Here is a 15674-nt window from a genome sequence, read left to right on the forward strand (position 1 = left end):
ATCAAACTCTCATGGTGAAGAGATTGATTTTTGGCATATCTGGTCACGCTTGAATTGACGAGAACATTCACACCTGGACAAACCATCCGAAGACAATCCATCCTGGTAGACTTATTCTCTAGACAAAACGTGTCCGCCAAAGTCTCGTTCGGTACCATCAGACCCTAAGGCCCTCAAGTCCCGCGAGCACTTCGCCGCCCACGTATCTCTTTCTTCTCAATATGCAATTGTCAAAGAACAGACATTCGCCCAACCGGCAAAACGTCCCGGTCCATCCGCTTGCGCCTCAAGACCTCAAAGTCGACGCTCACATAAGAGCGATACTTTGTTGTGTCAACCAACTTTCGCTAAACTCAGAGGAAAACCTCCTCGTCGCCAGCAGCGTCGCCGCTGTCGTTGTTGAGCGGGTTATAGTCCCCACTCCCCAAAACTGTCAACGACCAATTCAAAGTTTTTGCGAAAGTTTTGTGTCACCCAACGGAACTCCCGACGGAAGATTTGCGCAGCGCCCTTCGCATACGCGCGCGTGCCTAATTGGTGCCCCATTGAATTCGCACGGAACGGGAAGCCGTGGATGGGCCGCGCCCGTTCCGGCCCTTTCGTTGACTTCGCAGGTCCCGGCGGGCAATTGTCCGTCACGCACTGCAAATCGGCCGCCCCGGTCCAGCGAATCGGGTGGCCCCATGAAGAGATTGCATGAACGATTTCGATCTGGCCGCACGGGAACTGGGTGACGAGCCGCCGCTCAACGGCGCCGGCCGCTCCGGCCCGCCCGACCGACGGGAGATATCGGCGCGCTGGCTGTCCGGCACGTTCCTGACGGGCATCACCTCGAGCATCCTGATGGGCGTCGCGCTCTTCGCCGCGCTCGATGCCGGCAACATCGTGCTGCGCGCCTCGCAGGCCGCCACACCGCTGCCCGGCGACCTGACCACGGCCGTGTCTGGCGAAGCCACCAAGACCGGCCGCCTCGTCGCCTCGCGCATCCTGGCGAGCACGTCCGACCGCCGCCGCATGGAAATCTCCACGCTCCAGCGCGAGGACGACGTCGACATCGTGCGCACCGTTCCATTCGTCCATGTCGACATGGCACTCGCCGCCGGCCACTCCACCGACCGCGACTATCCGGCCTTCGATCCGCTCGAGGTCTTCGCCGAAGAGGCGCCCGCCGCGCCCGCGGTGGCGATGGGCCAGATCTACGGCGCCAAGGTGGAGAGCGAAGTCAGCCTGCGCACCACCGCCTTCCCGCTCGCCGACGCCACCTACGATACGCGCAGCGAGTTGTCGGCCGAGGAGGTCGAGGCGGTCGTGCGCAACACTGGCGCGATCCTGACCGATGGCGACATTCAGGTCGCCGCGCTTCATTATGTCGACCCGCAGCGCTTCGGCGACGGCCTGGCCGGCACCGCGCTCGGCAATTACGGTATCCGCGTCGTCCCGGAGAACGTGTCGATCGCACCGCGCGATGCGCCAGCGGGTGCCGCCGCGCACGAATATGCCGAGGACATGGTGGTGGCCCGCAGCGAGGAGCCGATCGCCGAGCTGCTGGCCGAGGCCGGCTATGACGACCCGCCCTCCGTGGCGATGGCCGAGGCCGTTGCCAAACTCGTCGACAGCGAGACGCTGGCCGCCGGCTCGGTGCTGCGCATCGGCCTGGAAATCCGCGGCGACCGCGCCAGCATCATGCGCGCCAGCCTCTACCAGGAGGCCGCCCACCGCGCGACGGTCGCCATCGACGATCGCGGCCAGTTCGTGCCGGGCGACGAGCCCGAGCCCAATCCGGCGATCTCGATCGCCATGCAGGGATCGATCCCCGTCGTCGGCGCGACCGGCAACCTGCCGACTGTCTATGACGGCATCTATCGCGCCGCCTATTCCTACGGGCTCAACCGCGACATGACGCGGCAACTCATCCGGCTACTCGCCGCCGAGGTCGACTACCAGTCGCGCCTCGGACCGACGGACCGCATCGAGCTCTTCTTCTCCAACCCGGACACCGACGACAACGCGACCGGCGATTCCGAACTGCTTTATGTCAGCGCGTCCTTCGGCGCGACCACCCGCAGCTTCTACCGCTTCCAGATGGAAGACGGCACGCTCGACTATTTCGACGAGGAAGGCCGCTCGGCACGCCAGTTCCTGCTGCGCAATCCGGTCCCCAACGGGCGCTTTACGTCCGGTTTCGGCGGCCGGCGCCATCCGATCCTCGGCTATGTCCGCGCCCATACGGGCGTCGACTGGGCCGCACCCCGCGGCACGCCGATCATCGCCTCGGGCAACGGCACCGTCGACAAGGCCGGTTGGACCGGCGGCTATGGCCGTCAGACGATCATCCGCCATGCCAATGGCTATGTCTCGTCCTACAGCCACCAGCACGCGATCGCCGATGGCGTCGTGCCCGGCGCCCGCGTGCGGCAGGGCCAGGTCATCGGCTATGTCGGCTCGACCGGACTGTCGACCGGCAATCACCTTCACTACGAGCTGATCGTCAACGGCACCAAGGTGGACCCGATGCGCGTGCGCCTGCCGCAGAACCGTTCTCTCGAAGGCCCGGAGCTCGAAGCCTTCGCCTATGAGCGCGAGCGCATCGACGCGCTCCTGAACGGCGATCCCGTCCCGCCGCTGCGCATGGCCGCAACCAACTGAGCCAAAGAATAAGGGCCGCCGAAGCAGCCCTTATTCGTCCCTGTCGGTCCGAAACCCTATTCCTGAAACTCGACCGTCACGCCCTTCGAGACGAGCTTGGCGAGTTCCTGCGCATCCCAGTTGGTGAGCCGGATGCAGCCATTCGAATAGGTCTTGCCGATCTTCGACGGCTCGGGCGTGCCGTGGATGCCGTAGGTCGGCTTCGACAGCGCGATCCACACGGAGCCCACCGGCCCGTTCGGGCCGGGCGGGATCGTCAGCACCCGGTCGTTGTCGCCCGGGTTGAAGTTGTTGTTCGGATTGTAAGTGTATTCGGGGTCGAGCGCGATGCGCTCCACCGTGTGGCTGCCGGTCGGCGACGGCGTCGCCTGCGAGCCGATCGTCGCCGGATAAGCGACGACGAGCCTGCCCGTCGCATCGAAGGCGCGAACCTGCTTGGAACTCTTGTCGGCGATGATCCGGACGACCGGCTCTCGCTTGGGTCGCGGCACGTTGGCGACGCGGATTCGCGTTCCCGGCCGTTCGAAGTTCACGCCGGGATTGAGCGCACGCAGATAGTTCTCGTCCATGTGGAATCGCTCGGCGAGCTTTTCGGCGACCGACGTGTAGCCCAGCGTCTCGAGCTGCGCCTTCTCGCCGTAATCCTCGGGAACCGAGGCGATAAACGGACCGGCGGCATCGACGGGCGTGATCTCGTATTCGACGAAGGCGTCGCCGCCGGTTTCGGCAAGCACGTCGTCGATCGACTGCTTGTCATAGGTGCGCATGGCCTCGCCGCGCAGCTCCTGATAGGTCGCGATCGCCTTGTTGACGTTGTCGCCCATCCGGCCGTCGATCACGCCGGGCGAAGCGCCGATGCGCGACAGGACGATCTGGATCTTGGCCACGTCCTCGCTGGCGCCGGCAAGCGAAGCGCGCGGCGTCGAGATGGAGGGCGGCTGCGTTCCCGGATCGATCTCGATCACCGTTCCCGGCTGCGTCAGCCCTGCCGGCTCCTCGCCGGAAACGCTGGCGGTCGCCTCGTTGCCGAGCGGCTGGCGCTCGACGCCGCCGGCCGGCGGCTGCATTTGCGGCTGCGGTGCTGCAAGCTGGGGCGTGCTCGGCTGGGGCTGCGGAGCCGCCATTCGCGGCTGCGGCGGGATCGGCGGTGGCTCGCGAAATTCGGGGAAGCCGTCGGACCGGCCGCCGGGATAGCGCCCGAGTTCGCGCAGCCTTTGCTCACGGCGCAGGCGCTGGTCGTCCTCATACGGGTCGTAGCGCTCAGGCGCGACATAGTCGCCGCCCCACGGATCGGGCTCGATGAAGCGCTCGCGCTGGACCGCTCCGCCGCCGCCCTCGCCGACGATCGCGATGACCTCGCCCGTATAGGGGTCGACGAGAACTTCGCGCCCGAACTGATCGTAATAGACGTCGACCTCGCGCTGGGCGACCTGCACGCCATTGCGCGCATCGGCACGCCGTTCCGGCGGCTCGGCAACCGAGATGGCGGCGCCTGCGGTGCCGGCCGAAAGAAGCATGCCGAGAAGGGTGAGGGAAAACGGTCGTGCGATCATGTCTATCAAACCAGCCAGTTGCGTTACGGTTGCACGCAGTGATCAAACTTGATCACCGCCTCGCGGCGACGAGCCGACTATGGTTCATGAAGGATGAACGGGACATGAAAATGGCCGGCCCGGGCCTTCGAGGCTGCCCGGACCGGCCTATCTGAAATTATGATCAGGCCGCTTCGACGATGGAGGCGTCGCCATTCGCCGTGCGGAAGTTCAGCCGATCCGAACCGGACGTGACCTTGACACGCGCCCCGTCGAGGATGTCGCCGAGCAGGATGCGCTCGGCAAGCGGGTCCTGCAGCTCCTTCTGGATCACGCGCTTCAAGGGGCGCGCGCCATAGGCGGGGTCGTAGCCTTTGTCGGCAAGCCAGTCGATCGCCTCCTGGTCGAGCGAAAGCGCGATCTTTCGATCGGTCAGGAGCCGCTCCAGCCGCTCGAGCTGGATCGCCACGATCTTGCCCATGTCCGCGCGGCGCAGCCGGTGGAACAGGATCACCTCGTCGACGCGGTTGAGGAATTCCGGCCGGAACGAGGCCTTCACGACCGCCATCACCTCGTCGCGCGCCGCGTCGGCATCCTGGTCCTCGCCCAGCGCGACGAGATACTCGGCGCCGAGATTTGAAGTCATGATGATCAGCGTGTTGCGGAAATCGACCGTGCGCCCCTGACCGTCGGTCAGGCGCCCATCATCGAGAACCTGAAGCAGCACGTTGAAGACGTCGGGATGCGCCTTCTCGATCTCGTCGAACAGCACGACCTGATAGGGCCGGCGGCGCACGGCCTCCGTCAGCGCCCCACCCTCGTCATAGCCGACATAGCCGGGAGGCGCGCCTATCAGGCGCGAGACGGAGTGCTTTTCCATGTATTCCGACATGTCGATGCGCACCATCGCGCTCTCGTCGTCGAACAGGAAATTCGCGAGCGCCTTGGTCAGTTCGGTCTTGCCGACGCCGGTAGGCCCGAGGAAGATGAACGAGCCGATCGGCCGGTTGGGGTCCTGCAGTCCGGCGCGCGCGCGGCGAACGGCCTTGGACACAGCCTGCACGGCCTCGCCCTGGCCGACGACGCGCTTGCCGATCTCGTCCTCCATGCGCAGCAGCTTCTCGCGCTGGCCTTCCAGCATCTTGTCGACCGGAATGCCCGTCCAGCGCGAAACCACCTGCGCGACATGGTCGGGCGCGACGGTCTCCTCGACCATCGAGCCGACATTGTCCTGGCTTTCGGCCTCGGCAAGCTTCTTTTCGAGCTCGGGAATGCGGCCATAGGCAAGCTCGCCTGCCCGCTGGAATTCGCCTTTGCGCTGCGCAATCGCGAGTTCGTTGCGCGCCTCGTCGAGCTGGCCCTTGAGGTCAGCCGCGAGTCCGAGCTTTTCCTTCTCCGCCGCCCACAGGCTCGTCACCCGGGCAGATTCCTCTTCGAGGTCGGCCAGTTCCTTTTCGAGCCGCGCGAGGCGGTCCTTCGAGGCGACGTCCGTCTCCGTCTTCAGCGCTTCCCGCTCGATCTTGAGCTGCATGATGCGCCGGTCGACCTCGTCGAGCTCTTCCGGCTTGGAATCGACCTGCATGCGCAACCGCGACGCGGCCTCATCCACCAGATCGATGGCCTTGTCCGGCAGGAACCGGTCGGTGATGTAGCGGTTCGACAGCGTCGCAGCGGAAACGAGCGCCGAGTCGGAGATCCGCACCTTGTGATGCTGCTCGTACTTTTCCTTCAGCCCGCGCAGGATCGAGATCGTGTCCTCGACCGTCGGTTCGGCGACGAAGACCGGCTGGAAACGGCGGGCGAGCGCGGCGTCCTTTTCGACATGCTTGCGGTATTCGTCGAGCGTCGTCGCGCCGACGCAGTGAAGTTCGCCGCGCGCCAGTGCCGGCTTCAGGAGGTTCGACGCGTCCATCGCGCCGTCCGCCTTGCCCGCGCCGACCAGCGTGTGCATTTCGTCGATGAAGAGAATGATGCCGCCGGCGGCCGACTGGACCTCGGACAGCACGGCCTTCAGCCGCTCTTCGAACTCGCCGCGATACTTCGCGCCGGCGATGAGCGAGCCCATGTCGAGCGCCATCAACTGCTTGTCCTTGAGGCTTTCCGGCACGTCGCCATTGACGATGCGCAGCGCCAGCCCCTCGGCGATCGCCGTCTTGCCGACGCCGGGCTCGCCGATCAGCACCGGATTGTTCTTGGTGCGCCGCGACAGGACCTGGATCGTGCGGCGGATTTCGTCGTCGCGGCCGATCACCGGGTCGAGCTTGCCCGCCCGCGCATCGGCCGTCAGGTCGCGTGCATATTTCTTCAGTGCGTCATAGGCCTGCTCGGCCGAAGCCGAATCCGCCGTGCGGCCCTTGCGGATGTCGTTGATGACCTGGTTCAGAGCGACCGGCGTCACGCCGGCCTTGGCGAGGATGTCGGCCGTCTTCGCCGATTTCTCCATCGCCATCGCCGTCAACAGTCGTTCGACGGTGACGAAGGAATCGCCCGCCTTCTTGGCGACCTCCTCGGCGGTGGTGAACACCTTGGCGAGCGGCTGAGCCAGATAGAGCTGGCCGTTGCCGCCCTCCACCTTCGGCATCGCCTCCAGCGCCGTCTCGACGCCGAGGCGCACGTCACGCACATTTCCACCCGCACGCTCGATCAGCGAGGCGGCAAGGCCTTCCTCGTCGTCGACCAGCACCTTGAGCAGGTGCTCGGGCGTGAACTGCTGGTGATTGCGCGACAGCGCCATGGTCTGGGCCGCCTGGATGAAGCCGCGAACCCGCTCGGAATACTTTTCGATATTCATGTTATCTGTCTCCGTTCCGTCCCCGGCCTGACGGGCAGCACCGGTTCAGATTGTGGTGACGCGCCCCCGCTTGCTGCTGGCGGGCTCCGTTGTCCGAATATGGGAGCGGCAAGAGGCGCGCTCAAGTAAGCGCCGCATCGCCGGACAACAAAAAAGGGCGGTGGATGACCACCGCCCTTTCGGAATTTTCATCGCTGGCCCGATCAGGCCGCCGCCTCGCCGACATCGTCCGACTTCTCGTCGGCCGGGCCTGCGCTTTCGCCCTCCTCCGCCTTCAGGCGCGGACGGCGCGTGCGGCGCGGCTTGCGCTCGCCGGTATCGTCGCCGGCAGATTCGGCGCTCTGAACGCTTGCGGCAAGCTGGGCCGGGCTCGAGACGGCCGCAACCTCACCTTCGTCGGCACCCTGCTCGGCGCGCGGTGCACGCTCGCGGCGCGGCGCCCGCTGCCTGCGGCCTTCACCGACGGCAGCATCTTCCTGGTTGAGCGCGACCTCGGCCGGAACGCCGTCGATCACCGGCTGCGGACCGCTGCCGTCGGCAGCCGCCTGTTCGTCGCGGTTCTCGCGGTTGCCGCGATTGTCCCGGTCGCGATTGTCGCGGTTCGGGCGGTCGCCACGCGGCTGCTGGTTCTGGTCGCCGCGCTGGCTCTGATTGTTGTTGTTGCCGTCGAAGCCGGCATCGTTGTCGTCGCCGTCCTCGTCGTCATCATCGCGCGTGTCGCGCTGCTGCTGCTGCGTCGCGGCCTGCTGCGCAAGCGCTGTAGCGATGATGCGGTTATAGTGCTCGGCGTGCTGGAGATAGTTCTCCGCCATCACGCGATCGCCCGAACTCTGCGCATCCCGCGCGAGCGTCGTGTATTTCTCGGCGATCTGCTGCGCGGTGCCGCGGATCTTGACGTCCGGACCGTTGCTCTCATAGCTGCGGGTGAGCGGGTTCGGCCCCTTGCGGTTGTTGTTGTTGCCGTTGTTGCTGCTGTTATTATTATTGTTGTTGCCGCGTCCGCGCATGCGCCTGTTCTGCTGTGGCCTCATCAGTTTCTCTTCATCTTTCAGGAATATCCATGCGGCGCCCGGGCCTTGCCCGTTCCGCAATATCGCTCCGGCGATCAGCCGCTCGAAGCGCTATCGCCACTTGTCCCGCTTTTCGGTTTCGCGTCACGCCCGGACATTCCCCGCGCGAAGCAAAGGCGTCTCATACGCAGAAGGCAGTTTGTGTCACGGGAACCGAATCGATGACAGCACTGCCTGCTTCGTCACATCCGGTAGCCGAAACCTAGCGGGATTGCTTTGTTTTGCCAAGTCCTTTTTGCGGGGCATCCCCGGTCAGCCGCGCCGCCGGAAGATCAAAACGCGATCGTTTCCACCGAGATCTTTGCGTGCCGCCTGGTACGCGAAACCTGCACTCTCGAAGATTGCGGTGACCGCGTCCTTCTGGTCATGCCCGATCTCGACGCCGATCGATCCTGCGCTGGTCAGATGCGCCCCGGCGCCCGTTGCGATGGTTCGGTAGCAATCGAGCCCGTCCGGTCCGCCATCGAGCGCTGCTGGCGGGTCGAACCCGCGCACATCAAGATCGAGATCGGCGATATCTCTTGTCGCGATATAGGGCGGATTTGAGACGATCACGTCGAATTCGCCCGCGACACCCGCAAACCAGTCCGATTTCACTGTCCTGAACCGGTCCGCGACACCGTTCAGGTCGGCATTGGCGGCCGCCGTTTCAAGGGCATCGTCCGAAACATCGACCGCGACGCCGCTTGCCTGCGGCAGTTCGGCGAGAAGCGCGACCAGGATCGCACCCGTCCCGGTGCCGAGATCGAGGATGCGCAGCGCCCCCTCGCCCGCGACCGCCAGCATCGCATCGACCAGTACTTCCGTGTCCGGCCGCGGCTCCAGCGTCCCGACCGATATCCGCATCGGCAATCCGTAGAATTCGCGCGTCCCGAGGATGCGATGCACCGGCTCGCGCCCCGCCCGCCGCGCCAGCGCCGCCTCGATCTCTTCCACATGCGGCCCGGCGACGAGCTGGTCCGGCCGCGCGATCAGGTCGAGCCGCGTCGTCCCGGTCACATGCTCGACGATCAGCCGCGCGTCGATCTCGGCGCTGTCGATGCCGGCTTCCTCGAGGCGCCTCTTCGCCCGCCGCATCGTCTCGCCGAGTTCGACCGGCTCAGCCATGTGTGCCCATGTCGGCGAGCAGCTTCGACTGATGGTCCGAGATCAGCGCGTCGATCACCTCGTCGAGTTCGCCCTGCATCACGCGGTCGAGCTTGTAGAGCGTCAGATTGATGCGATGGTCGGTCAGCCGGCCTTGCGGGAAATTGTAGGTGCGGATGCGCTCCGACCGATCGCCCGAGCCGACCTGCGTCCGCCGCGATTCCGAGCGCTCGTCGGCGAGCCGCGTGCGCTCGATGTCGTAGAGCCGCGCGCGCAGGATCTGCATCGCCTTGGCGCGGTTCTGATGCTGCGACTTCTCCGCCGAGACCACCATGATGCCGGTCGGCAGGTGCGTAATGCGCACCGCCGAATCGGTCGTGTTGACGTGCTGCCCGCCCGCGCCCGAAGCGCGCATCGTGTCGATGCGGATATCCTCGGCGCGGATGTCGATGTCGACCTCCTCGGCCTCGGGAAGCACGGCAACGGTTGCCGCCGAGGTGTGGATGCGCCCGCCGCCTTCCGTCTCCGGCACGCGCTGGACGCGATGGACGCCCGATTCGAATTTCAGCTTGGCGAAGACGCCTTTGCCGGAAACCGTGGCGATGATTTCCTTGTAGCCGCCGACCTCGCCTTCGCTGGCCGAAATCAGCTCGATCTTCCAGCCCTGCGCCGCCGCGTAGCGCTCATACATGCGGAAGAGGTCGCCGGCGAAAAGCGCGGCCTCGTCGCCGCCGGTGCCGGCGCGAATTTCGATGATGGCGTTCTTTTCGTCGGCCGAATCCTTCGGCAGCATCAGAATCTGGATTTCCTGCTGCAACGCCTCGACGCGTTCGTCGACCGCCGGCCGGTCGGCCTCGGCAAGCTGGCGCATCTCCTTGTCGAGCGAGCGGTCGGCCAGCATCGCCTCGAGGTCGGCCAGTTCGCCCTCCGCCGCCAGCAATTCGCGCACCTTGCCGACGATGTCCTGCAGTTCGGAATATTCGGAAGCGAGCTTCACATAGGCGTCGGCCTCGGGCCCGGCCGCCATCTGCGCCTCGAGCATCTCGAAGCGCTTGATGACCTGGTCCATCCGGTCGCGCGGCAGTTCGATCATTCTGTGGAGTTCCTAAAGTGAGACGCCGTGCTGGTCGGCAAAGCCGGAGAGCAGCGCGCGTATATCGGCATGTTCGGCCGTCGTGTCGAGGGCGTCGTCGAGCACCCGCGTCAGCGTGCCAAGCGGCAGGTCGCGCAGCATCGCCTTGACCGGCCCGATCGCCGCCGGCGACATCGAGATCGAGCGGAACCCGACGCCCAGCAGCGCCATCGCAGGCAGCGGCCGTCCGGCCATCTCGCCGCAAAGCGTCACCGGCGTTGCGTGCGCCACGCCCGCCCGCGCCACCTGGCGCAGGAGCCGAAGGAACGGCACCGAAAGCGGCGTGAACCGGTCGGCCAGAAGCGTGTTGCCGCGATCGGACGCGGTCACGAACTGGAAAAGGTCGTTCGACCCGACCGAGACGAAATCGACCTTCGCCATCAGCTCGTCGAGTTGCCAGAGAAGCGAGGGCACTTCCAGCATCGCGCCGAGCTTGAAGCTCGTCGGCAGGTGGTGGCCAAAGCGGGCAAGATGGCGCACCTCGCGGTCGAAGATGTCGCGCGCCGCGTCGATCTCGGAAAGCTCCGTCACCATGGGCAGCATCACGCGCAGCTCGCGCCCGCCGGCCGCCTTCAAGAGCGCGCGGATCTGGGTGCGCAGGAGGCCAGGCCGGTCGAGCGTCAGGCGGATTGCGCGCCAGCCGAGCGCCGGGTTTTCTTCCTGTCCCGCGCCCTTGAAATAGGGCAGCACCTTGTCGCCGCCGATGTCGATCGTGCGGAAGGTCACCGGCTTCCTGCCGGCCGCCTCCAGCACGTCGCGGTAGAGCCGCTCCTGCGCCTCGGCGCGCGGGAAGGTCGCCGCCACCATGAATTGGAGTTCGGTCCGGAAGAGCCCGATCCCCGCCGCGCCCGCCTCGGTAAGCTGCGGCAGGTCGACCGCAAGGCCCGCATTCATCATCAGGTCGATATGGACGCCGTCCTTGGTCTCCGAAGGCTTGTCGCGCAATTCGCGATAAAGCTCCTGCCGGCGGGCGCGAAAACGTACCTTCTCCGCATAGGCCGCCTCGACGTCGGCTTGCGGGCGCAGATGGACCCGCCCTTCCTCCCCGTCGACGATGATTGCGTCGCCATTCTCGGACATCGAGACGACGCCCTTCATCTGGCCGGTGACGGGAATACCCATCGCGCGTGCCACGATCACCACATGGCTCGTCACGGCACCCTCTTCGAGCACCAGCCCGCGCAGCTTGTCGCGCGGATAGTCCAGAAGCTCGGCCGCGCCCATCTGGCGCGCGACGACGATGGCATCGCGGTTCATCAACGCCGCCAGCACCTCGGGACCGCGCCCCATCAATTGCCGCAGGAGCCGGTTGGCGAGATCGTCGAAATCGCTCATCCGCTCGCGCAGATAAGGGTCGGTCATGTGCAGCATGCGCGCGCGCATGTCGGACTGCACCTTCTCCACCGCCGCCTCGGCGGTCAGGCCGTTGCGCACGGCTTCTTCCAGCCGCCTGATCCAGCCGCGGTCGTTGGCGAACATGCGGTAGGCTTCCAGCACCTCGCGATGCTCGCCCTCGAAGGCGACGTCCCGGCGCGACAGCATGTCGTCGATCGACAGCCGCAGCGAGCCGAGCGCCTCGCCGAGCCGCTCCAGTTCGGTGTCCGTGTCTTCGTTGAAGAGGTTGGTGACGACGATGCGCGGCTCGTGCAGCACGACATGGCCGAGCCCGACGCCGTCATTGAGCGGCAGTCCGACGAAGCTCACCGGGCGCGACAGGTCGAGTTCCAGGCCGGGCCGCGTCAGCCGCGCCAGATCGCCGGTGGCGATCATCTCGGCGATGACCATGGCGATGGTTTCCAGCGCCTCGACCTCGTCGTCGCGATATTGCCGCATCGTGCGGTTCTGCACGACGAGAACGCCGAGCGTGCGCCCGGCCCTGAGGACTGGTACGCCGAGGAAGGAATTGTAGATCTCTTCGCCCGTCTCCGGGAGATAGGCGAAGGCGGGGTGCTTTTGCGCGTCGGAAAGGTTGAGTGCTCTTGCGCTCGCTGCGATCGTGCCGACGAGACCCTGGCCGAGCTTGAGCTGCGCCAGATGGACCGAACCGGGGTTCAGGCCCTCGGTGGCGTAGAGTTCGAGGATGGAATCGGCGCGCAGCACGTAGAGCGAGCAGACCTCGGCGACCATGTTGGAGGCGATTTCGCGCACGATCCGGTCGAGCCGCTCCTGCGGCTCAAGCGCTTCCGCCATGAGCTCGCGCAGCCGTCTCAGCAATACGCGCGGTCCCGCCGCCATGTCACGCATCGACCGTTCTCTCCAACGGCTCTACCCGGCCCTCGATCGTCGAGGGCCGGCAACCGACTCCGTGTCGGCCGTTCCCCTTCTTACTGCTTATCCAGCCCGTAGACGGAATGCAAAGTCCGCACGGCCAATTCAGTGTAGGCCGCGTCGATCAGGATCGAAATCTTGATCTCGGACGTCGTGATCGCGCGGATGTTGATGCCGCGGTCGGCCAGCGCCTTGAAGGCGATCGCCGCGACGCCCGCATGGCTGCGCATGCCGATGCCGATCACCGACACCTTGGCCATGCCCTCGTCATGCTGCAGCGCGTCGAAGCCGACCTGGTCCTTGTTCTTCTCCAGCACCGCAACCGCCTTGGCGACGTCGGCCGAAGGCACGGTGAAGGTCATGTCGGTGCGCGAACCATCCTCGGAAATGTTCTGGACGATCATGTCGACATTGATGTTGGCTTCGGCGAGCGGGCCGAAAATGCCGGCGGCCACGCCCGGACGGTCGGCGACGCGGCGCAGCGAAATCTGCGCCTCGTCCTTTGCGTAGGCGATGCCAGTGACGACTTGCTGTTCCAAGATTTCATCCTCGTCGCAAATGAGCGTGCCGGGCGGGTTGTCGAAATCGCCCATGCCGGGGGCGTCCGGATCTTCGAAGGAGGAGCGCACGAAGGTGCGCACCTTGTGTACCATGGCGAGTTCCACCGAGCGCACCTGCAGCACCTTGGCGCCGAGCGAGGCCATCTCCAGCATCTCCTCGAAAGAGATCTTGGCAAGCCTGCGCGCCTTCGGCTCGATGCGCGGATCGGTCGTATAGACGCCGTCCACGTCGGTATAGATGTCGCAGCGATGCGCCTTGACGGCGGCGGCGATGGCGACCGCGCTCGTGTCCGACCCGCCGCGCCCGAGCGTCGCGATCCGGTTGTCGGGCGCCAGCCCCTGGAAGCCGGCGATCACCGCCACCTGCCCCTCGCCGAAGCGCTTGGCGAGGAACGAGCCGTCGATCTCCTGGATGCGCGCGGCGCCATGCGCATTGTCGGTCTTGATCGGTATCTGCCAGCCCTGCCAGGAGCGCGCATGGACGCCCAGCCCCTGCAGCGTGATCGCCAGAAGGCCAGCCGTCACCTGCTCGCCAGAGGCGACGACGGCGTCATATTCGCGCGCATCGTGCATGGGCGAGGCTTCGCGGCACCATGAGACGAGCTCGTTGGTCTTGCCCGACATGGCCGAGACGACCACGGCCACCTCATGCCCCGCATCCACCTCGCGTTTGACGTGGCACGCGACATTGCGAATGCGGTTGATGTCGGCGACGGAGGTTCCGCCGAACTTCATCACGATACGCGCCATGAAAGGGAATTCCTCGGGGCAAAGATCGGTTCATGCCGCCCGTTCGCGAGGATCGGGCGGCGGCGCGGGTTGCATACTGAAATACCCTGCCTTGTGCAAGCGAAGGCGACCCGCGATGGAAAGCCGGATTACTTCTTGAGCCGGTATCCGGTGCGGAACATCCAGCTCACGATGCCAAGGCAGATGACGAGGAAGAAGAGTGTCATCGCCAGGCTCACCCAGACGCTTACATCGGAAGTGCCGATGAAGCTCCAGCGGAAGCCCGAAACGAGGTAGACGACCGGATTGGCGAGCGAGATCGTCTGCCAGACGGGCGGCAGCATGTCGAGCGAGTAGAACGTGCCGCCGAGGAACGCCAACGGCATGACGATCAACAGCGGAATGATCTGCAGTTTCTCGAACCCGTCCGCCCAGATGCCGATGATGAAGCCGAACAGCGAGAAGCTGACCGAGGTCAGCACGAGGAACAGCACCATCATGAAGGGATGCTGGATCTGCAGGTCGACGAAGAACGCCGCCGTCGCAAGAATCACGAGCCCGATCATCATCGACTTCGTCGCCGCCGCGCCGACATAGGCGAGCACGATCTCGAAATAGGAGATGGGTGCGGAAAGCACTTCATAAATCGTGCCGGTGAATTTGGGAAAATAGATGCCGAACGACGCGTTGGAGATCGACAGCGTCAGGAGCGACATCATGATCAGCCCCGGCACGATGAACGCGCCATAGGAAACGCCGTCGATCGTTTCGATGCGCGAACCGATCGCCGCGCCGAAGACGACGAAATAGAGCGAGGTGGAAACCACCGGCGAGATGATGCTCTGCATGATGGTGCGGAACGTGCGCGCCATCTCGAACGTGTAGATGGCCTTGACGGCGTGGAAATTCATGCTCGTTCCCTCACCAGGTCGACGAAGATGTCCTCGAGCGAACTTTGCCGCGTCTCGAGGTCGCGAAAGCGGATGCCTTCGCTCGAAAGTTCCGCCAGAAGCGCCGTGATGCCCGTTCGCTCGCCTTGCGTGTCGTAGGAATAGACGAGCCGGCGCCCGGCATCCGTGATCTCCAGCCCCCGCGCAGCCAGCCCCGCCGGGAGTTCGGACAGCGGCTCGACGAGTTCCAGCTCCAGCTTCTTCTTGCCGAAGCGCTGCATCAGCGTCGCCTTGTCCTCGACGAGGATGATCTCGCCTTTCGAGATGACGCCGATCCGGTCGGCCATCTCCTCGGCTTCCTCGATATAGTGCGTCGTCAGGATGATCGTGACGCCTGTCGCGCGCAGCCCGCGCACCATCTCCCACATGTCGCGCCGCAATTCCACGTCGACGCCCGCCGTCGGCTCGTCGAGGAAGAGCAGCTTCGGCTCATGCGCCAGCGCCTTGGCGATCATCACCCGCCGCTTCATGCCGCCCGACAAATTGATGACCTTTTCGTCCTTCTTGTCCCACAGCGACAGCGCCCGCAGCAGGCCCTCGATATGAGCCGGATTGCGGCCCTTTCCGAAGAGGCCCCGGCTATGGGAAACCGTTGCCCAGACACTTTCGAACGCATCCAGCGATACTTCCTGCGGCACGAGACCGATGATCGAGCGCGTCTTGCGGTAGTCGACGACGATGTCGTCCCCATGCACGTGAACGACGCCGTCGCTGGCATTGACCAGCCCGCACACGATGCCGATCAGCGTCGTCTTGCCGGCCCCGTTCGGCCCCAGCAGCGCAAAAATCTCGCCCGGCTGTACGTCGAGGTCGACGCCTTTCAGCGCGGTGAATCCGGAGGCATAGGTCTTGGTGAGATTTCGGATGGAGAGTGCGGGGGGCATGGCGGACTTTCGAAATGCGTGAGGCG

At 65.3% G+C, this 15674-nt stretch carries 10 protein-coding genes; 1 reads left to right on the forward strand and 9 read right to left on the reverse strand.

Annotation, left to right across the window (positions count from 1 at the left end):
• Positions 1-696 precede the first annotated feature (696 nt).
• The gene (locus ACT6QU_RS14820) at positions 697-2646 is read left to right on the forward strand and encodes a M23 family metallopeptidase (protein ID WP_444565909.1); all 1950 of its coding nucleotides are present in this window, start codon (positions 697-699) and stop codon (positions 2644-2646) included.
• Between the two features lie 56 nt (positions 2647-2702).
• On the opposite strand, the gene ACT6QU_RS14825 is transcribed toward ACT6QU_RS14820, so the two are convergent.
• The 9 genes from ACT6QU_RS14825 to ACT6QU_RS14865 all read right to left on the reverse strand — a co-directional run bounded on the left by ACT6QU_RS14825 (position 2703) and on the right by ACT6QU_RS14865 (position 15648).
• A complete protein-coding gene (locus ACT6QU_RS14825) occupies positions 2703-4199 on the reverse strand; it encodes a L,D-transpeptidase family protein (protein WP_444836981.1) in 1497 nt (498 codons plus the stop codon).
• A 163-nt stretch (positions 4200-4362) separates the two neighbouring features.
• Positions 4363-6969, reverse strand: coding sequence for an ATP-dependent chaperone ClpB (clpB, locus tag ACT6QU_RS14830; RefSeq protein ID WP_444836689.1), 2607 nt, complete (start codon positions 6967-6969; stop codon positions 4363-4365).
• A gap of 203 nt (positions 6970-7172) precedes the next feature.
• A complete protein-coding gene (locus ACT6QU_RS14835; protein WP_444565912.1) occupies positions 7173-8000 on the reverse strand; it encodes a DUF4167 domain-containing protein in 828 nt (275 codons plus the stop codon).
• A gap of 291 nt (positions 8001-8291) precedes the next feature.
• The gene (gene prmC / locus ACT6QU_RS14840; RefSeq protein WP_444565913.1) at positions 8292-9146 is read right to left on the reverse strand and encodes a peptide chain release factor N(5)-glutamine methyltransferase; all 855 of its coding nucleotides are present in this window, start codon (positions 9144-9146) and stop codon (positions 8292-8294) included.
• Entirely contained in the window at positions 9139-10218 is a 1080-nt protein-coding gene (gene prfA / locus ACT6QU_RS14845; protein WP_444565914.1) for a peptide chain release factor 1, read from the reverse strand. The genes prmC and prfA overlap by 8 nt, the downstream gene beginning before the upstream one ends.
• 12 nt (positions 10219-10230) lie before the next feature.
• Positions 10231-12501: a phosphoenolpyruvate--protein phosphotransferase gene (gene ptsP, locus ACT6QU_RS14850; protein WP_444565915.1), complete on the reverse strand. Its 2271-nt coding sequence runs from the start codon at positions 12499-12501 to the stop codon at positions 10231-10233.
• Between the two features lie 80 nt (positions 12502-12581).
• Entirely contained in the window at positions 12582-13835 is a 1254-nt protein-coding gene (locus ACT6QU_RS14855; protein WP_444565916.1) for an aspartate kinase, read from the reverse strand.
• A gap of 128 nt (positions 13836-13963) precedes the next feature.
• Positions 13964-14725 carry an ABC transporter permease gene (locus ACT6QU_RS14860; RefSeq protein ID WP_024586990.1) on the reverse strand — a complete coding sequence of 254 codons (762 nt, stop codon included), beginning with the start codon at positions 14723-14725 and terminating at the stop codon, positions 13964-13966.
• A complete protein-coding gene (locus tag ACT6QU_RS14865) occupies positions 14722-15648 on the reverse strand; it encodes an ATP-binding cassette domain-containing protein (protein WP_444565917.1) in 927 nt (308 codons plus the stop codon). The genes ACT6QU_RS14860 and ACT6QU_RS14865 overlap by 4 nt, the downstream gene beginning before the upstream one ends.
• Between the last annotated feature and the right edge of the window lie 26 nt (positions 15649-15674).

This window comes from Aliihoeflea sp., assembly GCF_052435475.1.
Taxonomy (GTDB): domain Bacteria; phylum Pseudomonadota; class Alphaproteobacteria; order Rhizobiales; family Rhizobiaceae; genus Aliihoeflea.